At 64.9% G+C, this 20,898-nt stretch carries 25 protein-coding genes and 1 tRNA gene; 17 read left to right on the top strand and 9 right to left on the bottom strand.

Annotation, left to right across the window (positions count from 1 at the left end; translation table 11 throughout):
* Nucleotides 1-7: 7 nt before the first annotated feature.
* Nucleotides 8-781 carry an SDR family oxidoreductase gene (locus FFS35_RS17285; RefSeq protein ID WP_137788133.1) on the bottom strand — a complete coding sequence of 258 codons (774 nt, stop codon included), beginning with the start codon at nucleotides 779-781 and terminating at the stop codon, nucleotides 8-10.
* A 100-nt stretch (nucleotides 782-881) separates the two neighbouring features.
* Between FFS35_RS17285 and FFS35_RS17280 the strand changes: the two genes are divergently transcribed.
* Nucleotides 882-1,784, top strand: coding sequence for a LysR family transcriptional regulator (locus FFS35_RS17280; RefSeq protein ID WP_137788132.1), 903 nt, complete (start codon nucleotides 882-884; stop codon nucleotides 1,782-1,784).
* A gap of 451 nt (nucleotides 1,785-2,235) precedes the next feature.
* A complete protein-coding gene (locus FFS35_RS17275) occupies nucleotides 2,236-2,763 on the top strand; it encodes a DNA starvation/stationary phase protection protein (RefSeq protein ID WP_137788131.1) in 528 nt (175 codons plus the stop codon).
* 300 nt (nucleotides 2,764-3,063) lie between these two features.
* Here the strand turns inward: FFS35_RS17275 and FFS35_RS17270 are convergent.
* Nucleotides 3,064-3,140, bottom strand: a tRNA-Arg gene (locus tag FFS35_RS17270).
* Nucleotides 3,141-3,199: 59 nt separating this feature from the next.
* Here FFS35_RS17270 and FFS35_RS17265 point away from each other — a divergent pair.
* Nucleotides 3,200-3,949 (top strand): queuosine precursor transporter, encoded by a 750-nt coding sequence (locus FFS35_RS17265; RefSeq protein WP_137788130.1) that lies wholly within the window; start codon nucleotides 3,200-3,202, stop codon nucleotides 3,947-3,949.
* 44 nt (nucleotides 3,950-3,993) lie between these two features.
* Here the strand turns inward: FFS35_RS17265 and FFS35_RS17260 are convergent, their stop codons facing one another.
* Nucleotides 3,994-5,181 (bottom strand): acetyl-CoA C-acyltransferase, encoded by a 1,188-nt coding sequence (locus tag FFS35_RS17260; RefSeq protein ID WP_137788129.1) that lies wholly within the window; start codon nucleotides 5,179-5,181, stop codon nucleotides 3,994-3,996.
* A gap of 73 nt (nucleotides 5,182-5,254) precedes the next feature.
* Between FFS35_RS17260 and FFS35_RS17255 the strand changes: the two genes are divergently transcribed.
* Genes FFS35_RS17255 through FFS35_RS17245 form a run of 3 tightly spaced genes read left to right on the top strand, consistent with a single transcriptional unit; the run spans nucleotide 5,255 to nucleotide 7,871 of the window.
* A complete protein-coding gene (locus tag FFS35_RS17255; protein ID WP_171007669.1) occupies nucleotides 5,255-6,025 on the top strand; it encodes an A24 family peptidase in 771 nt (256 codons plus the stop codon).
* Nucleotides 6,022-6,450: a hypothetical protein gene (locus FFS35_RS17250; RefSeq protein WP_137788128.1), complete on the top strand. Its 429-nt coding sequence runs from the start codon at nucleotides 6,022-6,024 to the stop codon at nucleotides 6,448-6,450. The genes FFS35_RS17255 and FFS35_RS17250 overlap by 4 nt, the downstream gene beginning before the upstream one ends.
* Before the next feature lie 14 nt (nucleotides 6,451-6,464).
* Complete coding sequence (locus FFS35_RS17245) at nucleotides 6,465-7,871, top strand: coniferyl aldehyde dehydrogenase (RefSeq protein ID WP_137788127.1); 1,407 nt, start codon at nucleotides 6,465-6,467, stop codon at nucleotides 7,869-7,871.
* A gap of 40 nt (nucleotides 7,872-7,911) precedes the next feature.
* Here FFS35_RS17245 and FFS35_RS17240 read toward each other — a convergent pair whose 3' ends face one another.
* Complete coding sequence (locus FFS35_RS17240; protein WP_137788126.1) at nucleotides 7,912-8,070, bottom strand: YdcH family protein; 159 nt, start codon at nucleotides 8,068-8,070, stop codon at nucleotides 7,912-7,914.
* A gap of 185 nt (nucleotides 8,071-8,255) precedes the next feature.
* Between FFS35_RS17240 and FFS35_RS17235 the strand changes: the two genes are divergently transcribed.
* Nucleotides 8,256-8,453 carry a DUF465 domain-containing protein gene (locus FFS35_RS17235; RefSeq protein WP_137788125.1) on the top strand — a complete coding sequence of 66 codons (198 nt, stop codon included), beginning with the start codon at nucleotides 8,256-8,258 and terminating at the stop codon, nucleotides 8,451-8,453.
* An 88-nt stretch (nucleotides 8,454-8,541) separates the two neighbouring features.
* Nucleotides 8,542-9,003: a DUF1465 family protein gene (locus FFS35_RS17230; RefSeq protein WP_137788162.1), complete on the top strand. Its 462-nt coding sequence runs from the start codon at nucleotides 8,542-8,544 to the stop codon at nucleotides 9,001-9,003.
* Nucleotides 9,004-9,241: 238 nt separating this feature from the next.
* Here the strand turns inward: FFS35_RS17230 and FFS35_RS17225 are convergent, their stop codons facing one another.
* Together FFS35_RS17225 and FFS35_RS17220 are read right to left on the bottom strand one after the other, a co-directional pair.
* Complete coding sequence (locus FFS35_RS17225; protein ID WP_137788124.1) at nucleotides 9,242-10,210, bottom strand: nitronate monooxygenase family protein; 969 nt, start codon at nucleotides 10,208-10,210, stop codon at nucleotides 9,242-9,244.
* A gap of 51 nt (nucleotides 10,211-10,261) precedes the next feature.
* Nucleotides 10,262-10,792, bottom strand: coding sequence for a gamma carbonic anhydrase family protein (locus tag FFS35_RS17220; protein ID WP_137788123.1), 531 nt, complete (start codon nucleotides 10,790-10,792; stop codon nucleotides 10,262-10,264).
* 90 nt (nucleotides 10,793-10,882) lie between these two features.
* On the opposite strand from FFS35_RS17220, the gene FFS35_RS20105 reads away from it, so the two are divergent.
* Both FFS35_RS20105 and FFS35_RS17215 read left to right on the top strand, forming a co-directional pair.
* The gene (locus FFS35_RS20105) at nucleotides 10,883-11,050 is read left to right on the top strand and encodes a hypothetical protein (RefSeq protein WP_171007668.1); all 168 of its coding nucleotides are present in this window, start codon (nucleotides 10,883-10,885) and stop codon (nucleotides 11,048-11,050) included.
* Between the two features lie 45 nt (nucleotides 11,051-11,095).
* The gene (locus tag FFS35_RS17215; RefSeq protein ID WP_137788122.1) at nucleotides 11,096-11,497 is read left to right on the top strand and encodes a DoxX family protein; all 402 of its coding nucleotides are present in this window, start codon (nucleotides 11,096-11,098) and stop codon (nucleotides 11,495-11,497) included.
* Here the strand turns inward: FFS35_RS17215 and FFS35_RS17210 are convergent.
* On the bottom strand, nucleotides 11,494-12,996 hold the full coding sequence (locus FFS35_RS17210; RefSeq protein ID WP_137788121.1) for a DUF4403 family protein: 1,503 nt from the start codon (nucleotides 12,994-12,996) through the stop codon (nucleotides 11,494-11,496). The genes FFS35_RS17215 and FFS35_RS17210 overlap by 4 nt on opposite strands.
* Nucleotides 12,997-13,178: 182 nt before the next feature.
* On the opposite strand from FFS35_RS17210, the gene katG reads away from it, so the two are divergent.
* The 3 genes from katG (at nucleotide 13,179) to xth (ending at nucleotide 16,569) form a co-directional block, all read left to right on the top strand.
* Entirely contained in the window at nucleotides 13,179-15,380 is a 2,202-nt protein-coding gene (gene katG / locus FFS35_RS17205) for a catalase/peroxidase HPI (RefSeq protein WP_137788120.1), read from the top strand.
* A 73-nt stretch (nucleotides 15,381-15,453) separates the two neighbouring features.
* Nucleotides 15,454-15,792 (top strand): iron-sulfur cluster insertion protein ErpA, encoded by a 339-nt coding sequence (erpA, locus tag FFS35_RS17200; RefSeq protein WP_137788119.1) that lies wholly within the window; start codon nucleotides 15,454-15,456, stop codon nucleotides 15,790-15,792.
* Nucleotides 15,793-15,798: 6 nt separating this feature from the next.
* Entirely contained in the window at nucleotides 15,799-16,569 is a 771-nt protein-coding gene (gene xth, locus FFS35_RS17195; protein ID WP_137788118.1) for an exodeoxyribonuclease III, read from the top strand.
* 6 nt (nucleotides 16,570-16,575) lie between these two features.
* On the opposite strand, the gene FFS35_RS17190 is transcribed toward xth, so the two are convergent.
* On the bottom strand, nucleotides 16,576-17,871 hold the full coding sequence (locus FFS35_RS17190) for an MFS transporter (protein ID WP_137788117.1): 1,296 nt from the start codon (nucleotides 17,869-17,871) through the stop codon (nucleotides 16,576-16,578).
* A gap of 159 nt (nucleotides 17,872-18,030) precedes the next feature.
* On the opposite strand from FFS35_RS17190, the gene pgsA reads away from it, so the two are divergent.
* From pgsA to FFS35_RS17175, 3 genes are read left to right on the top strand one after another with little or no spacing between them, the layout of a single operon-like run.
* Nucleotides 18,031-18,582, top strand: coding sequence for a CDP-diacylglycerol--glycerol-3-phosphate 3-phosphatidyltransferase (gene pgsA / locus FFS35_RS17185; protein ID WP_137788116.1), 552 nt, complete (start codon nucleotides 18,031-18,033; stop codon nucleotides 18,580-18,582).
* A complete protein-coding gene (gene moaD / locus FFS35_RS17180; protein WP_137788115.1) occupies nucleotides 18,582-18,833 on the top strand; it encodes a molybdopterin converting factor subunit 1 in 252 nt (83 codons plus the stop codon). The genes pgsA and moaD overlap by 1 nt, the downstream gene beginning before the upstream one ends.
* Nucleotides 18,830-19,267 carry a molybdenum cofactor biosynthesis protein MoaE gene (locus FFS35_RS17175; protein WP_137788114.1) on the top strand — a complete coding sequence of 146 codons (438 nt, stop codon included), beginning with the start codon at nucleotides 18,830-18,832 and terminating at the stop codon, nucleotides 19,265-19,267. Before moaD ends, FFS35_RS17175 begins: the two co-directional genes overlap by 4 nt.
* Before the next feature lie 17 nt (nucleotides 19,268-19,284).
* On the opposite strand, the gene FFS35_RS17170 is transcribed toward FFS35_RS17175, so the two are convergent.
* Nucleotides 19,285-20,187, bottom strand: coding sequence for a hydrogen peroxide-inducible genes activator (locus FFS35_RS17170; protein ID WP_137788113.1), 903 nt, complete (start codon nucleotides 20,185-20,187; stop codon nucleotides 19,285-19,287).
* 160 nt (nucleotides 20,188-20,347) lie between these two features.
* On the opposite strand from FFS35_RS17170, the gene FFS35_RS17165 reads away from it, so the two are divergent.
* A complete protein-coding gene (locus FFS35_RS17165) occupies nucleotides 20,348-20,893 on the top strand; it encodes a peroxiredoxin (RefSeq protein WP_137788112.1) in 546 nt (181 codons plus the stop codon).
* Nucleotides 20,894-20,898: the final 5 nt, after the last annotated feature.

Below are 20,898 nucleotides of genomic sequence, written 5' to 3'. Positions count from 1 at the left end.
CCGCGCGTCACCCGATGGTCGGCACGACCCCGCCATCGACGCGCAGCGACGCCCCGTTGGTGGCGGACGACAGCGGGCTCGCAACGTAGGTGACGAGCGATGCGATTTCCTCGGGCTCGATCATCCGCTGCAGCAGCGACGTCGGGCGCTCCTTGGCGAAGAACTCCCGCTCGATCGCCTCGGCCGGGGCGTCGGGATCCTCCGACACGCTCTTGAGGAAGTCGGTGATGCCTTCAGAACGCGTCGTGCCGGGCAGGACCGAGTTGACCGTCACGCGCGTGCCCTTGGTCGCGGCGGCGAGGCCGCGGGCGATCGCGAGCTGCGCCGTCTTGGTCATGCCGTAGTGGATCATGTCCGGCGGCACGACGAGGGCGGAATCGCTGGCGATGAAGATAATGCGTCCCCAGTTCCGCGCGATCATGCCGGGGAAATATGCTCGGGCGAGGCGAACGCCGGACAGCACGTTGACCTCGTAGAAGCGCATCCAGTCGTCGTCGGTGATGTCGGCGAACTGCTTGGACTCGTAGATGCCGAGGTTGTTGACGAGGATGTCGACCTCGGGGAGCGTTTCGACGAGTGCGGCCGCACCCTTGGCCGTCGCGGGATCGGCGAGCACGGCGCTTGCTCCGATATCGGCCGCGGCCGCATCGAGCTTCTCGCGGTTGCGGCCACAGATCGTGACGGCCGCACCCTCGACGGACAATTTCCGCGCGATCTCGAGCCCGATGCCTGCGGTGGCGCCGGTGACGAGCGCACTCTTCCCGTTCAGCTGCAGATACACGTCCGTTCCCCGGTTACAGGCACGAGAAGATGGCCCATCGGCCGGACAATGATAATCCACATGATTGCCACATCATCTGTGATGTGTTTTCACAGATAGCATGGATCAGAGGACGACCGAGCTGCAGGTGTTCGTGCGGGTTGCGGAGAGCGGGAGCTTCTCCGAGGCGGCGCGCGTGCTGAGAAAGACGCCGTCCACGATCAGCAAGCTGGTTTCCCGAATGGAGACGCGCCTCGGCGTCCGCCTGTTCGAGCGTTCCACCCGCAGGCTTGCGCTCACGCTGGAGGGGACCGAGCTGCACGAGCGCGGGCGGAACCTGCTGGCAGAGCTCGACGCGGTCGAGCGGGACATCGGTGCAGGCGGAAGCACCGCGCGCGGCACGGTCCGGGTGAACGCCTCGGTCGCCTTTGGTCGTCTGGTCCTGCTGCCGATCCTGCCGGTCTTCTGGGACGCGCATCCAGAGATCACGCTCGACCTGTCGTTCACAGACGAGGTGGTCGATCTCTATCTCGACCGCACCGACGTCGCGTTCCGCGTCGGGGGCCTCGTCGATTCCAGTCTGGTCGGCCAGCGTCTCGGTGCGGCCCGCCGGCTGATCGTCGCCAGCCCGGACTACATCGCCCGTCACGGCGAGCCCATGTCGGCCAACGACCTGCTTCGGCACAATTGCCTGGGTTTCAACTTCCGACGCGCGGCGCCGGTCTGGCCGATGCGCGAAGGATCGCGGATCGTCGATCGCAAGGTTGCCGGATCGCTGCTGGCGAACGAGGGGGAGATCGTCCGATCCATGTGCCTCGCCGGCGTGGGGCTCGCCCGTCTCGCCGATTTCCATGTCCGCGATGACGTGGGAGCGGGGCGCTTGGTCGAGGTGCTTTCGGATGCCGTCCCGCATGACGAGGAGGAGATCGGTGTGCTGCACACGGGCGGCGCCCGGCCGCCGCGCCGGGTCTCGGCGTTTCTGGACTTCGTGATCCCGCGACTACGCAGGAAGCTGGGTGGGTAGAATCGAAGCGGCCAAGTTTAGGTCGCTGGGGTAGCTGGATCGTGTCCTCGGCATGATCGAATCCGGTGCGCTAGGGTGCGCTGACCGGCAGGCGCTCATCCGATGAGGTGGTTCGTACACTAAGAGCCGAGAGACGAGCGAGGCCGCACCGGCGACCATCCGAGGCATCAGGAACGGAAAGCGCGGTTGTTTCGTCTGCTCGCTTTCGGCCCGCTTCGACGTCGGCATCCACAAGCGCGCGATCGAGCGCGGAGTCAGACCCATCCTTGTCGGAGCTGACGACGGGTGTGTGGCCGGCGGCCTCGGAGGAACGTGCGCAGGCCGAGTTCGCCGATGCGCGGCGGACCTGAACCCAAGTATGCCCCAAACCTCCGTATGATCCTTGGCTACGGTCCGCCCGTCTATCTCGACCTGGCGGGCTGATCCGCGGATTCGAGAATGGAGACGGACCATGACTGTCCTGGAGAAGACGGCGAAGATCGGCGAGCATTTCCTCGCGACCCCGACCGACCTTGGAAGCGACGCCACCCGCGACATCTCGGCGGGGCTCGCCGGCCTGCTGGCCGACGTGTTCGCGCTCTATCTCAAGACCAAGAACTTCCACTGGCACATGAGTGGTCCGAACTTTCGCGACTACCATCTGATGCTCGACGACCAGGGCGACCAGATCTTCGCGATGACCGACGTGCTTGCCGAGCGGGCCCGCAAGATCGGCGGCAACACGATCCGCTCGATCTCGGACATCGCCGGCCGTCAGCGCATCCTCGACAACAACGCCGAGTATGTTGATCCGCAGGACATGCTTGCGGAACTGCAGGGTGACAACAGGCAGCTGGTTGCCGAGATGCGCCGCGTCCATGAGCTGTGCGACGAATATTCCGATGTCGCGACCGCGAGCCTGCTCGAGAACTACATCGACGAGACCGAGCGCCGCAGCTGGTTCCTCTACGAGGCGTGCCGCCCGACGCGCGTGCTCTGAATTGCGCCATAGCGCGCGATGACGAACCCCCGTCGGCCTGGCTCGGCGGGGGTTGGTGTTATGTGCGGAGCATAAAGGGGATGGAGGCTGGTCAGCCGATTGGCGTTGCCACCGGCCCCAGAGGTTCGTGACGGTTGGCCGCGCAGCGACGGCGTGTGGCGAACGAGTGGAGATTCAACCGATGCGTGACCGACCGGTCTCAAGTCATGATATACGCAGGATAATTCCCGATTCCAGCAGGAACGGATCGACACACCTTCTGCAAAGTAGGCGCAACCTAGCGTGCAAAGGATACAGAAATGGCGCGCCCGGCAGGATTCGAACCTGCGGCCCCAAGCTTAGAAGGCTCGTGCTCTATCCAACTGAGCTACGGGCGCGCACCGCGATCGCCTAGCGCGGATTGCGGATCCGCGAAACAGGCTGCATCATCGCCAGCATGAATGGGGACGAGAGCGAACCGCTGCAAGCGGTGGATGCGCAGGCGGTGGCTGGCGGCCATTTCCGTTATTTCGATTTCGTAATGGCGGCGTTCGTCACCATCCTGTTGCTGTCGAACGTGATCGGTGCGGGCAAGCGCGCAGTGATCGATCTGCCATGGATCGGGCCGTGGCCCTTCGGGGCGGGCATCCTGTTCTTCCCCGTGAGCTATGTGCTGGGCGATGTGCTGACCGAGGTTTACGGCTATGCCCGCGCGCGGCGTTGCATCTGGGCCGGTTTCGGCGCGATGCTGTTCATGGTGTTCATGTCGTGGGTGGTGGTGAAGCTGCCGCCCGATGCGGGATGGACCGGCCAGGCCGCCTACGAAAGCGTTTTCGGGCAGGTGCCGCGGATCGTTGCCGCATCGATCTGCGCCTTCTGGGCGGGTGAATTCGCCAACAGCTTCGTTCTCGCCAAGATGAAGATCTGGACGGAGGGCAGGCACCTGTGGACGCGCACTATCGGCAGCACGGTGGTGGGGCAGGGGGTGGACAGCCTGATCTTCTACCCGCTGGCCTTTTTCGGCGCGCCGGACTGGCCGGTACATGCCATGTTGCTGGTGATGCTGAGCCAGTTCGTGCTCAAGGTGTCATGGGAGGTGCTGCTGACCCCGTTCACCTATGCCGTGGTCGGTTTCCTGAAACGGCGCGAGGGCGTGGACGTCTATGACCGTCACACCAATTTCACGCCGTTCCGGGCCAAGGTCTGATCCCGCCGCCGCCGCCCCGGGTGGATGGCGGAGGCGGGCTCAGTTCAGGCGATCAGTTCGAGCGCCACGGCCGTTGCTTCTCCGCCACCAATGCAGAGCGCCGCAACGCCCTTTGTCCCGCCGCGATTCTGAAGCGCGGCGACCAGCGTGGCGATGATGCGCGCGCCGGATGCGCCGATCGGATGGCCCAGCGCCGTGGCACCGCCGTTCACGTTCACCTTGGCATGATCCAGCCCCAAATCCCGCATCGCGATCATCGAGACGCAGGCGAACGCTTCGTTGACCTCGAACAGATCAACATCGGCGGCGTTCCAGCCCGCCTTGTTCAGCGCCTTCCTGATCGCGTTTACCGGTGCGGTGGTGAACTTCGCCGGCTCATGGGCATGCGCGGCGGTGGCGACGATTCGCGCGACCGGCTTCAGTCCCTTGTCCGCTGCCACGCTCTCGCGCGTCAGCACCAGCGCGGCCGCGCCGTCCGAGATCGATGACGCGTTGGCCGCGGTTATGGTGCCGTCCTTGGCGAACGCTGGCTTCAGGTTCGGAATCTTCGAGGCATCGCCCTTCAGCGGCTGCTCGTCCTTGTCGACCGTCTCTACGCCCTTGCGCCCTTTCACCTCGACCGCGACGATCTCGCGATCGAACGCGCCCGACGTCTGCGCCGACTGCGCCCGGGTGAGCGAGGCGACGGCATAATCGTCCTGCGCGGCGCGGGTGAACTGATATTCGCCGGCCGTGGCCTCCGCAAATACGCCCATTGCCTTGCCCGGCTCATAGGCGTCTTCGAGACCGTCGAGGAACATGTGATCCATCACGCGATCGTGGCCCAAGCGCGCGCCGGAGCGGTGCTTCTGGAGCAGATACGGCGCATTGGTCATGCTCTCCATGCCGCCCGTCACGATCATATCGACAGTGCCGGCCGCGAGCGCCTCCGCGCCCATGATCGTGGCCTGCATACCGGACCCACACATCTTGTTGACGGTAGTGGCCTCCACCGATTGCGGCAGGCCGGCCTTGAGCGCTGCCTGACGTGCCGGCGCCTGGCCAAGGCCTGCGGGAAGCACACAGCCCATGTAGATGCGTTCTATATCGCCGCCGGATACGCCAGCGCGCTCGACCGCTGCCTTCACCGCGGTAGCGCCCAGTTCGGTCGCGGACGCGCCGGCAAGACTGCCCTGGAACGAGCCCATCGGAGTGCGGGCATAGGAAAGGATTACGACGGGATCGGTGGCCATCTTTGCAGTGCTCCGTTGAGTTGAGCGCGATCTAGGCCGCGACGGCGCACTTTTCAAACTATAGGGTGTAGCGATGTCGTCCCTTATCCCGCTGCCTGACTGGGCGTTTCCGATCTGGCTCGGAATGGCTGGCGCGATTGCCGGCAGTTTTCTCGCGACGATCGTGATCCGGTGGCCGCAGGGGCGTCGTGTCACTTCGGGGCGGTCGGCGTGCGATTGCTGCGGGAAAACGCTTCGAGCAGGTGCGCTTGTTCCGCTCATAAGCGCGTTGGCGCTGGGCGGCAGATGCCATGATTGCGGGGCCAGGATCGACGCGCGGCATTGGCAGATCGAGCTTGGCTGCGCGGCGATCGGTGCGCTTTCCGGCTATGTCGCGCCCGGCATGGCCGGGGCCGCGGGCGCGATGTTCGGGTGGCTGCTGCTGACGCTTGCCGCACTGGATGCGGCCAATCTTTGGCTCCCCGACGCGTTGACGCTCCCGCTGGCGGCAGTGGGGCTTTGCGCCGGCGCGTCAGGCGTCGCGCCCGGGCTGGAGGATCGGGTGATCGGCGGGATCGTCGGGTTCGGCAGCCTCTGGGTGATCGCGAGGGCGTATCGACTCATCCGCAAGCGGGAAGGGCTGGGCGGCGGCGATGCCAAGCTTTTCGGCGCGATCGGGTTGTGGCTCGGCTGGAGGCTTCTGCCCGCGATCTTGCTGTTCGCCGCGATGATCGGGCTGGGGCTGGCGCTGTTCGATTACGCGCGTGGGCACGTCATCGCCGCCGATACGAAAGTGCCGTTCGGCGCGTTTCTCGCAATCGCGGCTTATCCAGCGTGGTTGATGATGATAAGCTTGGGCGCATGATCGCGCTCTCTCTCGCGCTTCTCGCCGCGCCGCCTGCGCCGATCGACGGTCTGCCGCTTGGCGCTCTCCCACCACAGTCGTTGCCGGCGCAGGGATGCGCTGCCTATCTTTTCACCGGCGGGTCGACGCGTGCGCTTGCCGCGATGGCTGCGGCGGAGCCGGGCCGCATCCGGCTCTCGCTTGACGGCGCGGTCATGGACTATCCGAGGGTCGCGCAGCACGGCGAGGGCAGTGTGCTCGGCTTCGCGCCGGTCAGCGAATATCGGCTGGGCGATGTCAGCGTGACACTCGAGATGACCATCGCGCAGCGCGCGGACCTCACCGATGGCGCGCTCGTCACCGGCGCGACGTTAAGGATCGACCGTAGCGAGAAGGATGGTATCGTGGTGCCGCTGGGCGGCCTGATCGGCTGCGCTAAAAAATAGCAGGAGGGGTAAGGATGCAGGACATACTTGCGACGCAACGTGCGAGCTTCATGGCGGCGCTGCCCGAGCCGCTGTCGTTGCGCAAGGATCGGCTGAAGCGCGCGATCGCCATGATCCGGGATCATGCCGCGCGTTTCTGCGACGCGCTTTCCGAGGACTTCGGGCACCGCAGCCCCGACCAGACGATGGTGACGGACATCGCCGGATCGATCGGGCCGCTCAGGCACGCGATCAAGCATCTCGATCGCTGGGCGCGTCGCGATCGCCGCCCTTTGCAATTTCCGCTCGGGCTGCTCGGCGCGCGCGCTTGGGTGGAATATCAGCCTAAAGGGGTGATCGGCGTTATCGCGCCCTGGAATTTCCCGGTGAACCTGGTGATGGCGCCGCTCGCGGGCGTGTTCGCGGCGGGCAATCGCGCGATGGTGAAGACGAGCGAATATACGCCAGCCACCGCCGCGCTGTTCGAGGAGATCGTCGGCGAATATTTTGATCGTACCGAACTCGCGTTCATCTCGGGCGGGCCGGATGTGGGAAAGGCGTTCGCCGAGCTGCCGTTCGATCATCTGCTGTTCACGGGGGCTACCGGGATCGGAAAGCATATCCTTCATGCGGCAGCAGACAATCTGACGCCGGTGACGCTCGAACTGGGCGGAAAATCGCCTGTGATCGTGGGAAAGGGCGCCGATCTGGCACAGGTCGGGCAGCGCGTGGCGCTGGGCAAGATGCTCAACGCCGGGCAGATCTGCCTGGCGCCCGATTACGTGCTGGTTCCGTCAGAACGTGAAGCCGACCTGGTCGACAGCCTGAAAAGCGCCGCGAGTGCGATGTATCCAACGCTGCTGAGCAACCCGGATTACACCAGCATCGTCAACGACCGGCATTATCAGCGGCTCAACGCCTGGATCGACGACGCACGGGCGAAGGGCGCGACCGTGGACGTCGTAAATCCGGCGGGCGAGGATTTCTCCAGCACCAATTCGCGTAAGATGCCGTTGCATATCGTCCGCGACGTGACCGATGACATGACGCTCATGCAGGAAGAGATTTTCGGCCCGATCCTGCCGGTGCGCCGTTATGACGGGATTGAAAGCGCAATCGGCGAAGTGAACCGTCGCGATCGGCCGCTCGGCCTCTACTATTTCGGTCCGAACGCGGACGAGCGCCGCCGCGTGCTCGATCGCACGATTTCAGGCGGCGTAACTCTGGATGATGTGGTGTTTCACGTGTCGATGGAGGATCTGCCGTTCGGCGGTGTGGGCCCGTCAGGGATGGGCGCCTATCACGGGCGCGATGGCTTCATCACGTTCAGCCACGGCAAGAGCGTGTTCAAACAGGCGCGACTCGATGTGGCGAAGCTCGCGGGGCTTAAACCCCCATATGGCGCCACGACGCGAAAGACGGTGGCGCGGCAGATAGGCTGACATGAAAAGGGCGCCCGCAGGGGGCGCCCGATCTTGGGCTTCAGTGCGCCAGGGATATCTCCTCTTTCACGCGCAATTTCTGTTTCTTGAGATCCGCAACCAGAAATGTGTCGGGCATCGGACGATGCTCTTCCTCGGCAATGCGCCGGTCCAGCACCGCATGTTTGGCCTCAAGAGCCGAAAGATGCGCGGTCTGCATGACAGGAACCTCCTTGGTCAGGTTAACGGGACTTGGAAGTAAATCATCGAATCGATGAAAAGTCGCCATCGAAATCGCTGGTTTCGACCGACGACTGCGAGGCCGGGATATTACGCGGGCGATACGATAAATTGTCATCCATGGCCGCGCCGGTTCTGCTACGGTCCTTTGCGGAGGGCGCTCGGGTGGACGACAGCGAAATAGCGACACGGTTGAACACGTTGCGAATGGAGCACCGCGATCTCGACGCTGCGATCGTCGCGCTGGGCAGTTCCGGTACGGTGGATCAGTTGCAGATGGCGCGGCTCAAGAAGCGGAAATTGCGGCTGCGCGATGAAATCGCCTCGCTCGAGGATCAATTGATCCCGGACATCATCGCCTGAAACGGCGGGGTCTTTTTTTGGGACGTGATCGCTAGGGGTGTACGCGTTGCCACATGGCGGAGCGCTGCGAAATCTGCCACGGTTTCTTATGTTCGCGGGGCAATATGATTCGGCGGTTCACCGCCGGCTGATCGATGGTCTTTACACCGAAGCGATGCTGCTTGCCGACGAGGCACGCAGCTATTTCGACGAGGGCGGCCGCGTCGAGCGCGAGACCCTGCCGCCGATGATGCGCGTCAGTTTCTCCTGCGAATCGCTGAAGGTTACGACGCGGCTGATGCATGTCATCGCCTGGCTGTTGACGCAGCGCGCCGTGCAGCAGGGCGAGCTTGCGCCGCGCGATGCGCTCGATCCGTCGCGGCGTCTTGGCCAGGCGCCGGAAACCGATGCCGGGTTGCTGCGCGACCTGCCGGAACAGGCGCGGCAGATGATCGCGTCGAGCATCGAATTGCATCGCCGCGTTTCACGCCTCGATGCCGCGCAGCTTGTTGGCCTGCCGGACGAAAGCCCCGCCCGCCGCATGCTCGATCGCTTGTCCCTGGCGTTCTGACGCGCTTTCATTTGCGCACGTCCGTTCGCGGGCGGGCGTGCGCGCTGGGCTGTCTATCCAGGTGCCGGTGCTATCGCGTGCGAAATTAGCGCGAGCGGACAGCGAATATGCAAGCGGCGATGATAATAAACGCCGCCGCCAGCCTGAACGTGGAAGCACCGGGCGACGACAGCCAGAGCCGAACGCTGAATATAAAAAGAAGGGGCGGCTGGAATCGGGCGCGCCCCTTGGCCGGTGCTCAGGCTGGCGACAGCGCCAGCCGTTGGCGGGCGGCGCGATATTCCCGTTCCAGCCGGTCGATCCGATCGGCGACTGGCTCGATCTCGCTCACCGCGCCGATGCCCTGGCCCGAGCCCCAGATGTCGCGCCACGCCTTCGCCTTGGGCTGGTTATCCTGCCCGAAGTTCATGGTTGAATAATCGCCCTCGGGCAGATTGTCCGGATCGAGCCCCGCCGCGACGATCGAGCCACGCAGGTAGTTTCCGTGCACGCCGGTGAAGAGGTTTGAATAAACGATGTCGCTGGCGCGCCCCTCGACGATGCCATGCTTGTATCGCTCATCGGCGTTGGCCTCGACCGTCGCGATGAAGGGCGAGCCGATATAGGCGAAGTCCGCGCCCATCGCCTGTGCCGCGAGCACCGCGTCGCCGGTGCCGATCGATCCGGACAAGGCGACAGGCCCGTCGAACCACTGGCGGATCTCGCTGACGATCGCGAACGGGGAGAGGCGCCCCGCATGGCCCCCGGCACCGGCTGCGACCGGGATCAGCCCGTCTGCGCCTTTCTCGATCGCCTTGTGGGCGAAACGATCGTCGATCACGTCGTGAAAGACGATGCCGCCCCAGTTGTGGACGGCCTGGTTGAGTTCCTCTCGCGCGCCGAGCGACGTAATCGTGATCGGCACCTGCCACTTTTCGCAGGTAGCCAGATCCGCCTCGAGCCGGTCGTTCGATTTATGGACGATCTGATTGACAGCGAACGGCGCGGCGGGGCGATCCGGATGAGCGCGGTTATGCGCAGCCAGTTCCTCGGTGATCCGGTGCAGCCATTCGTCGAGCAATCCCTGCGGTCGCGCATTCAGCGCCGGAAAGGACCCGACTATTCCCGCCTTGCATTGCGCGATCACCAGATCGGGGCCGGAAATGATAAACAGCGGGGAGCCGATGATCGGAAGCCGCAAGCGGGAAAGGATGGCTGGCGTTGACATAACCTGCGTTATGTCAACGCCGTTACCATCTGTCTACTGGCTCGCGGCGACTTATTCGGCATCGATCCGCTTGAGATCGCTCGCTGCTTCGCGCGCCTTGCCGACATAGCTTTGCGCGGACACCTTGAGGAAGGCGATCGCGTTATCATCCAGTGCCCGCACGGCTCTCGCGGGTGATCCGACGATCAGGCTGCCGGGCTCGAAAGTCTTGCCCTCGGTTACGAGCGCACCCGCGCCGACAACGCAATCCTCCGGGATCACGGCATGATTGAGCACGATCGCGCCCATTCCGATCAGCGCCCGGTCCCCAACGGTGCAGCCGTGCAGAATCGCGTGATGGCCGACGGTGCAATCCTCGCCCACCGTGCACGGCGCGCCGGGATCGGAATGGAGCATCGCACCATCCTGGATATTGCTGCGCGCGCCTACCGCGATCGTGGTGTTGTCCGCGCGAATCACCGCGCCGAACCAGACGTTCGTTTCCTCACCCAGCGTGACGTCCCCGATCAGGTCGGCGCTTGGCGCTATCCAGGCTGATGCGTGGCAATCGGGCCGTTTTCCGCGAAATTCGTATAGCGGCATCGTCGTTCCTCCTGTGTCACGCCGGGACAGTGCCGCGTTAACGCTTTTTGCGCATGGCCGAAATCGTAAACGACGCGTTAACCCCACGCTATGAAACGACAACTCGTCCTCACCAACGAAGCCGCGCGACACCCATTTCGTCGCTCGCTGCCGCCCGTGCCCGCGCTGCCCGCGCGGCGCGACGACGATCAGGATCTGAAGCTGTTCGTACTGAGCTTCACGGCTTTCTTCATCTGCTTCTGGACTTTCCTGCTATAGGTTCGTCGCGCCGGAAAGGCCGGCGTGACGATACAGGAGGGGGCGATGGAACAGACGCTCGCCGCATGGCGACCATATATGTTGAGCATCCTGAGGATCATGGCGGCGCTGCTGTTCATGGAACACGGGTTGATGAAGCTTTTTGCCTTCCCGCTGGCACAGCCCGGTGCGCCGAGCCCGCTGCCCACGATCCTGATCGTCGCCGCCGTGATCGAGATCATCGGCGGCGTGCTTATCGCTGTGGGGTTCTTCACCCGGCTCGCCGCCTTTATCTGCGCCGGTCAGATGGCGTTCGCCTATTTCGGTGCGCATGCGCCGAAGGGGTTCTGGCCCGGCGGCAATGGCGGAGAAGCGGCGATCCTGTTCTGCTTCGTTTTCCTCTATCTGGTCTTTGCAGGTCCGGGTAGCTGGAGCCTGGACGCGATGTCTCGCGCGCGCGGCCGCTAGGGTATGGCGCTGACGCGCGGGCGATAGGTGATCGTCGCCTTGCCAAAGGCCTGCACCGGCATGAACAGCCCCGGGCCGGTGGGCAAGACCCGCCCATGCGTCACGTCGCCGATGTCGGCCCGCAGGATGAAATCGCCCTGCCGGCGCTCGGCGATCGCAGTGCGGGCGGAGCGCAGCACCTTGGCGTAATCCTTCGCGAAATTCTGTGTCAGCGACTGTCGGATCACCTCCGTCACAGCCGGCGTCTCGAAAAGCTGTATGAGCAGGTTGACGGTATCGCGGTCGGTATTTGCGGCAAAGCGCAGGTCACGGATTTCGACTTCTTCGGAGTTGGCGGCGTTATAGGGCATCCCGGTCAGCCACACGCGGCCGTGCGTCGCGTCGATGAAGCCGCTTTTCAGCTTCGCCTTCACCGTTATCCCCACCGCGAGCCGGTTTCCCTCGGTCGCGTAGATCGTGATATCGCTGAATTTGGCGTCGACCGGCCCGGCTTTCGGGATGACGATCCCGCGCGCGGCGAGCTTTGCCAGCGCCCGCGCCAGCACGGGCTCAAGCTGCGCGTAATCCGCAAGCACCGGCACCTGGAACGCCAGGTGAGGCGGATTCGCCTGGCGGACGAGATTGGGGAGCGGCGTGGGCGTCGGATCCTTCGGGCGATTGCCCACGAAGGTCTGCGTCAGCGCCTGCGCGGCGACGGTCAGTTCCAATACCCGCCCGCGTACCTGATAGCCGCTGTAGCCGATCCGCGTCGGCACGATGCGCAGCCATACCGGCGGGTTTTCCCGGTTCAGCTGCAGCGACGTGAAGGAGTTTCGCCACGCCTGCGCCGCGTCGTCGCGCAGGTTCAGCGTGCGGAGCTGCTTTGGCAGATCGCGCTCCAGCTTGGCGACGACCTCGGCGAGTTTGGCGTCGGCCTTGTCGACGAACGTGATGCGTTTGCCGAGCAGGTTCACGCCCGGCGGCGTCGTCCAGTCATAATTGATCGAGACCTTCGCGGTCGGCGTCCAGTCGGGCCGGATGTCGAGGCGGACATTGCCGCGCACGGTGGCGGCGCCGGTCGCGGTTTCGCGGCGGATGATCCCGCCGACATTTTCCGCGCTGATCGTCGCCGATACGGGGAGGGTCAGCCGCAGGTTCTGGCCGCTGCCGCCCAGCGTGATGCGCCCGCGCCGCACCGTGCCGACGATCCGGCAGCCAAGATCGGGCGTGACCTTCACGCGTTTGCCGAGCACCTTCAGCCGCTGCGCCGGCACGCAACGCTCCTCGACGCGGTCGATCGACCACAGGGTTTGCGGCACCTCGCGGTTCAGCGAACGCTCGAGATCGCTCAGCTGCGCGCTGATCGGCACGACGATGCTGGATGGCGCCTCCGGCAACTGCACGGGGGTTTCGAGGCGGGGGGGAGGCGGCACCGGCGCCTTGCGGTGACAGCCGGCAAGCGAGACTGCGGCCAGCAAGGCCGGCAATAGCGGAAGGCGCCGATCGATACGAACATGCATGCGGGGCCGAACCTGCCGCAACTAGCGTCCGCCGTCGATAGCGGGCCGAGAATTTCCCGCGCGTCGCCCGATGAGGCCGTCAGTCGATCACTATGAGGGAATTTAGCGATTGGACAGTCTGTCAGACGCGCGCAATCATCCGCTGCCAGATTGAGAAATCAAAACGCAGGAGCGGAAAAGCCATGAACGCAGAAGCACAATGTCCGATGAACGGCGGAAAGCTTGAGGGCGAAGCCGTCCTGTTCGAGATGACCAACCGGCTGTGGTGGCCGAACATGCTCGATCTTTCCGTTCTCCATCAGAACCCGCCAGCGGGCGATCCGATGGGCGAGGATTTCGACTATGCTGCGGAGTTCAGGTCGCTCGATCTGGCGGCGGTGAAGCGCGATATCTTTGCGCTGATGACCGAATCGCAGGATTGGTGGCCGGCGGATTTCGGTCATTACGGCCCGCTGTTCATTCGCATGGCCTGGCACAGTGCCGGCACTTACCGGATCGGTGACGGGCGTGGCGGCGGCGGGCATGGCACGCAGCGCTTCGCCCCGCTCAACAGCTGGCCGGATAACGCCAATCTGGATAAGGCGCGGCTGCTGCTGTGGCCGGTGAAGCAGAAATACGGTCGCAAGCTGTCGTGGGGCGATCTGCTGATTCTCGCCGGAAATTGCGCGCTCGAATCAATGGGTTTCGAGACTGCCGGCTTCGGCGGTGGCCGGGTCGATATCTGGGAGCCGGAAGCCGATGTACGCTGGGGCCCGGAGCGCGAATGGCTCGCCACCAGCGACAAATCGAACGGCCGCTATTCGGGCGAACGCAACCTCGCCAATCCGCTTGCGGCGGTGCAGATGGGCCTGATCTACGTGAATCCGGAAGGCCCGGACGGCAATCCCGATCCGGTCGCGGCGGCGCACGACATCCGCGAAACCTTCGCCCGGATGGCGATGAACGATGAGGAGACGGTGGCGCTGATCGCGGGCGGCCATACCTTCGGCAAGACGCATGGCGCGGCGGTGCCCGATCAATATGTCGGGCCGGAGCCGGCGGGCGCGGGAATCGAGTTGCAGGGGCTGGGCTGGGCCAACAGCTATGGTTCCGGCAACGCCGGCGATACGATCACCAGCGGGCTCGAGGTCACCTGGACGGACACGCCCACCCAATGGGGCAATGGCTTTTTCAGGAACCTGTTCGAGCACGAATGGGAGCTGACGAAAAGCCCCGCCGGCGCGCACCAATGGGTAGCGAAGGATTCGACCGAAACCGTGCCGGATGCGCACGATCCATCGAAGAAGCATCGCCCGACGATGTTGACGACCGATCTCTCGCTGCGCTTCGATCCCGAATACGGCCGGATTTCTCGCCATTTTCATGAGAATCCCGATGCCTTCGCGAAAGCGTTCGCCGAAGCCTGGTACAAGCTGACCCATCGCGACATGGGGCCGCACAATCTGCTGCTCGGGGCCGAAGTTCCGGCGGAGCCGCGCATCTGGCAGGATCCCGTGCCGGCGGCCGATCATCCGCTGATCGATGCGGCCGACGCGGCGGCGCTCAAGGAGAAAATCCTGGCGTCCGGGCTGTCGATCTCCCGACTGGTCAAGACGGCATGGGCGTCCGCATCCACGTTCCGCGGTTCGGACAAGCGCGGCGGCGCGAATGGCGCGCGTATCCGGCTTGCGCCGCAGAAGGACTGGCCGGTCAACGAGCCGGCCGAACTTGCCGGCGCGCTTACGAAGCTTGAGGCGATCCAGCGCGATTTCAACGCCGGCGGCAAGAAGGTTTCGCTTGCCGATCTGATCGTGCTGGGCGGCAATGCGGCAGTCGAGGCGGCGGCGAAGAAGGCGGGGCATGACGTGACCGTGCCGTTCACCCCGGGCCGCACCGATGCCACCGCCGAGCAGACCGATGCTCATTCCTTCGAGCCACTGGAGCCGACGATCGACGGTTTCCGTAATTATGTGGGCGGGGAAAGCTCCATGTCGGCGGAGGAGTTGCTGGTCGATCGCGCGCATCTGCTCACGCTTTCCGCGCCCGAAATGACGGTGCTTGTCGGCGGCCTGCGCGTGCTGGGCGCGAACCATGGCGATTCCGATCTCGGCGTGTTCACCGATCGCCGTGAAACGCTCACCAACGATTTCTTCGTCAACCTGCTGAAAGGCGCGACTACCTTGAAATGGGAGGCCGCCGGCGATGGCACGTTCGTCGGGCGTGATCGTGTGTCGGGCGAAAAGAAGGCGGCGGGCACGCGGGTCGATCTGATCTTCGGCTCGAACGCGCAGCTTCGCGCGCTCGCGGAGGCCTATGCCACCGACGATGCGGGCAAGAAGTTCGTCGATGCGTTCGTGAAGGCGTGGGCGAAGGTGATGAACCTCGACCGGTTCGATATCGCCTGAGCGGCCGGGCGGCAGGTGCTTCACGCGCCTGCCGCCGGTTGCCGAGCGGGGCGGCACGGCCTATCTCGCTGCTATGGCAAGCATCGCATCCGATATCGCGCTCACTCCGTCTGCGGCCGCGCGCGTCGCGGCTATCGCGGCTAAACAGGGAAAGCCTGCGATCCTGCGGCTTTCGGTGGAGGGGGGCGGGTGTTCCGGTTTCCAGTATCGCTTCGGGTTTGCCGACGCGCCGGAAGATGGTGATGCGATCGCGGAAACCGATGGCGTAAGGCTGGTGGTGGATGACGTCAGCCTCGATCTCGTGCGCGGCGCGTCGGTCGATTATGTCGAGTCGCTGGGCGGCGCGGCGTTCAAGGTCGAGAACCCGAACGCCGCCTCCGGTTGCGGTTGCGGCACCAGCTTCTCGGTCTGATCGCGCGTGAAGATCGTCACCTATAATGTGAACGGCATCAAGGCGCGCCTGCCGCGCCTGATCGAATATCTCAGCGAGCAGAAGCCCGATGTCGTCTGCCTTCAGGAACTGAAATCGAGCGACGAAACCTTTCCCGAGGCCGATATCCGCGCGGCCGGCTATGGCGCGCTTTGGCATGGGCAGAAGGGGTTCAATGGCGTTGCGGTGCTTGCGCGCGGCGCCGATCCGGTCGAGCGCCAGCGCGGGCTGGCGGGTGAGCCGGAGGACGAGCACAGCCGCTATCTGGAATGTGAGGTTGGCGGGCTGGTCGTCGCGTCGATCTATCTCCCCAATGGCAATCCGCGGCCGGGGCCGAAATTCGATTACAAGCTGCGGTGGATGGAGCGGCTGGCGACGCGCGCGCGGGCGCTGCTGGCGGAGGAGATGCCGGCGGTGCTGGCGGGCGATTACAACGTGATCCCCAATGACGACGACGTGTTCTCGGTGCGTGCCATGGCCAGCGATGCGCTGATGCAGCCGGAAAGCCGCTCGGCCTATCGCGCGCTCCTCGCGCAGGGGTGGACGGATGCGGTTCGCACGCGTCATCCGAGGGGCGGCATCTGGACGTTCTGGGATTATCAGGCCGGCGCGTGGCGGCAGGATCATGGCTTCCGCATCGATCACCTGCTGCTCAGCCCTGCAGTCGCCGATCGGCTGGTCGATGCGGGCGTCGACCGCTATTACCGCGGCTACGAAAAAGCCAGCGATCACGCGCCGACCTGGGTGCAGATCAGTTAGCGCCCGTTAGTCACAGGCTAGGTGCAGCTTTTGTGCAAGCCATGCCGATATGAAACACATAACCACGATCGCCAGCAGAAGATCGTTCGCGGTCACGCCCAGCGCAGTCAGCATCGCGACTAATACAGAGCCAATCGTCATCGCTCCTGCGTTGACGACGTTATTTGCAGCCACGGTGCGAGCGGTCTGATCCTTGGGCACTGTGGTGGTAAGGAAAGCGTATAGCGGCACGACGAACATGCCGCCGAAGACGGCTACGCCTACGAGAGATAATAGCACGAACGCCGCGCCCGGATGATGGATGAAATCCGCGACGCCATAGAGCGTGCCCGCGGGCGCCGGCTGCCAGCCGCGCAGCGAGAACCAGAAAGCGAGCACCGCGCCCGCCATCGCGATCACCGAAGCGGGAGAGTATTTCGCGGAGATATGGCCGCGCAGCATCAGATTGATGACGACCGATCCGATCGCGACGCCGATCGAGAAGATCCCCAGCACCAGGCTGGCGACGCTGGCATTCGACGTCAGCAGGTTCTTCACCAGCGGCGGGAAGATCACCACCAGCACCGACCCGATCGTCCAGAAGAAGCTGATCGCGCAGATCGCCAGGAACAGGCGCGGGATATGCATTGTCCCGCCGATCAGCCGCCACGAGGCGCGGAACGGATTGTAATCGATCGTCAGCGGCGGCCCGAGCCGGGGCGCGGGCGGCACCTGCCGCGCGGTGAGATACCCAGCCAGCGCGACCGCGAAGGTCAACACTGCCACCAGCACCACCGAATGATAGATGAACCCGGCGAGCACGGTGCCCATCAGGATCGAGAGATAGGTGCCCGCCTCGACAAGGCCGGTGCCGCCGAGCACGTCATCCTCCGAAAGATGCTGCGGCAGGATCGCGTATTTGATCGGGCCGAAGAAGGTGGAATGGACGCCAAGCCCCGTCACCGCCGTGAGCATCAATATCACCGGCAGCGTGGGGATGCCCGCACGCGCGAGCAGCAGCCCCGCGCTGCCCACCGCCATGATGCCGAATTCCGCGACCTTCACATAACGGATGATCCGCGCCTTGTCCGTCGTGTCGGCGATCTGCCCCGCGAGCGCGGACAGCAGGAAGAACGGGATGATGAACAGCGCGGCGGCGAGCGCATTGAAGAAGCTTTCCTGGCGCGGATCGGCGAAAATCTCATAGGTGGCGAACAACACCATCGCCGTTTTGAACAGGTTGTCGTTGAACGCCCCCAGGAACTGCGTGGAGAAAAGCGGCAGGAAACGTCGACGCTTCAGAAGCCCGAGGGCATTGATCATAACGCTTGATAAGCCCCGCTGTGGCTGGATTACGAGCGGGGCATAGCCCAGCGTGGGGACCGACGCCAACCGCTAAACATGCCTGTGGGATTGATATGACGCGCGCGTGACGCCGCTGGCCGTTGCGATGCCGCGCCGCCGGGCCTAAATCCCGTCGCGATGCTGACCGTGCCGAATCTGCTCACCCTTTCGCGGATCGTCGCGGTGCCATTGCTCGTCGCGTGCCTGTGGTGGCCGGCGTGGACGGCGGGCTACTGGCTGGCCTTCGGGCTTTATTGCCTGATGGGCATCACCGATTATTTCGACGGCTATCTCGCGCGCGCGCAGGGCGCGGTTTCGCGGCTGGGCATCTTCCTCGATCCGATCGCGGACAAGATCATGGTGGCCGCGGTGATCGTGATGCTGGTCGCGACGCGCGATATCTTCGGCATTCACGTGATCGCCGCCAGCATCATCCTGCTGCGCGAGATCGCCGTATCGGGCCTGCGCGAATTTCTGGCGCAGCTTCAGGTTTCCGTGCCCGTCTCGCGGCTGGCGAAATGGAAGACGGCGCTGCAACTGGTGGCGCTGGGCGCGCTGATCCTTGCCGGGGCGCTTCCCGGCGAAGCATGGGTGAAACTGGTCGGCCTCATCGCATTGTGGGGCGCGGCGGCGCTGACGATCGTGACGGGCTGGGATTACCTGCGCGTCGGCCTGAAGCACATGGATTGATGCGCGTCCTGTATTTCGCCTGGATCCGCGAGCAGATCGGCGTGGGCGAAGAGCTGATCGATCCGCCCGCCGGCGTGGAGACGGTTGCCGCGCTGGTCGAGTGGCTGGCGCATCGCAGCCCCGGGCATGCCGCCGCCTTTTCCGATCGCGGCAAGCTGCGGGCGGCGGTCGATCAGGCATTCGTGCCGTTCGAGGCGGGCATCGCGGGCGCGCGCGAGATCGCGCTGTTTCCCCCGGTGACGGGCGGATGATCCACGTCCGCGTTTCGCCCGTGCCGATCGATCTTGCCGCCGAGCACGAGCGCGTCGAGCAGGGCGGGGCGGTCGCGACCTTCACCGGGGTGGTCCGCGCGGATGATGGCGTCGAGGAACTGATGCTCGAACATTATCCCGGCGCCACCGAGGCGGCGCTGACGCGGCTCGCGGAGGAAGCGGTCGCGCGCTGGAGCCTCGCCGCGGCGTCGATCGTCCACCGCGTCGGCCCGATGCGGCCCGGGGAGCGGATCGTGTTCGTCGGCACCTGCGCGCCGCATCGCGGCGCCGCGCTGGAGGCATGCGCCTTCCTGATCGATCGGCTGAAAACCGATGCGCCGTTCTGGAAGCGCGAGCGGCGCGGGGAAAGCGCCCGCTGGGTGGAGCAGCGCGAGGGCGACACGAACGCGGCGGACAGATGGCGCCGCCCCTGATCGGCTGACAGCGCCGGTCAGCGATGCTCCGCCAGCACCTCGGCCAGCAGCAGGAAATCGCGTTCGCGCGGCGAGGCGCGGCGCCAGGCGAGCGCAATCGTCCGCACCGGATGATCGCCGGCCAGCGGCCGGGCGCGAATGCTGGTATGATCGAGGATACCGGCTTTCAGCGCCATCTCCGGCAGCATCGTCACGCCGAGATTATTGTCCACCATCTGCACGATCGTGTGCAGCGAGGTGCCCAGCATCTGCGCCTCCGCGCGCAATTCCGGGCGATTGCATGCGGCAAGGGCGTGTTCCTTCAGGCAGTGGCCGTCTTCGAGCAGCAGCAGCCGCGTCTCGTCGATATCGCGGGCGGCGATCGGCGTGGCGAGGCCGGGCAACTCGCCATCGGGGAAGGCGAGGAACAGCCGATCGTCGAACAGCGCCTGCGTCGCCACGTCGCCGCAGGCATAGGGCAGCGCGAGCAGCACGCAATCCGCCCGCCCGTTGTGCAGCGATTCGCACGCGGCGGCGCTCGGCTCCTCCCGCAGGAACAGCTTGAGATCGGGATAGTCCGCGCGCAGCCGGGGCAGGATATGGGGCAAAAGGAACGGGGCGATCGTGGGGATCACGCTCATCCGCATCTCGCCCGATAGCGGCCGTCCAGCAGCGCGCGCCATGTCGCCCAGTTCCTCCGCCTCGCGCAGCACCGTGCGCGCCTTGGTGGCGATCCGCTCGCCAAGCGGCGTGAAGCGCACCACGCGGCGCGTACGCTCCACCAGCGTCACCCCGATCAGCGCCTCAAGCTCGCGAAGGCCCGCCGAGAGCGTCGATTGCGTGACGAAGCAACTCTCCGCCGCCCGGCCGAAATGGCCATGATCCTTGAGCGCGATCAGATACTGAAGCTGCTTCAGCGTGGGAAGGTAGGTCTGGGCCACTGATCGCCTCTATCGATTGAGGCGTGCGGAATAGCCTATTGGATCGATCAGGCGAAGGCCTATATCGGTGTCTGCGAGAGAGGCGATCGGATCGCCCGCGTAACAATCAGGATGAGGATGTGCGGAAGGCCCGGATTCCAACCAGAGAGGCCAACACCACATGCTGACCATCGGCGACAAGTTCCCCGCCCTTACCGTTCCCGTCCAGCAGGGCACCGACGCGCTCCCCGCCGGCGAGACGCTGGATCTCACCACCGCCTATCCGGGCAAGTGGAAGGTGCTGTTCTACTGGCCGAAGGATTTCACCTTCGTCTGCCCGACGGAGATCGTCGGCTACGCCCAGCTCAAGGAAGATTTCGCGGATCGTGACGCGGTGCTGATCGGCGCCTCCACCGATACCGCGCACGTGCACCTGGCATGGCGCAAGTCCGACGCCGATCTCGCCGCGGCCGACTTTCCGTGGCTGGCGGATAACGGCGCGAAGCTGGCCGAGGCGCTGGGCATCCTCGACAGGAACGAGCATGTTGCGTTCCGCGCCACCTTCATCGTCGATCCGGACAATGTGATCCAGGCGGTGCAGGTCAACGGGCTGAACGTCGGCCGCAACCCGGCGGAAACGCTGCGCGTCCTCGATGCGCTGCAGACCGACGAGCTGTGCCCGTGCAACTGGAACAAGGGCGACGACGTCCTCAAGATCGCGGCGTAACCGCC

Source organism: Sphingomonas sp. 3P27F8 (assembly GCF_005502745.1).
Lineage (GTDB): Bacteria > Pseudomonadota > Alphaproteobacteria > Sphingomonadales > Sphingomonadaceae > Sphingomonas.
Note: the sequence above shows the minus strand (reverse complement) of the source record. Positions and strands in the feature narration are given on the sequence as shown.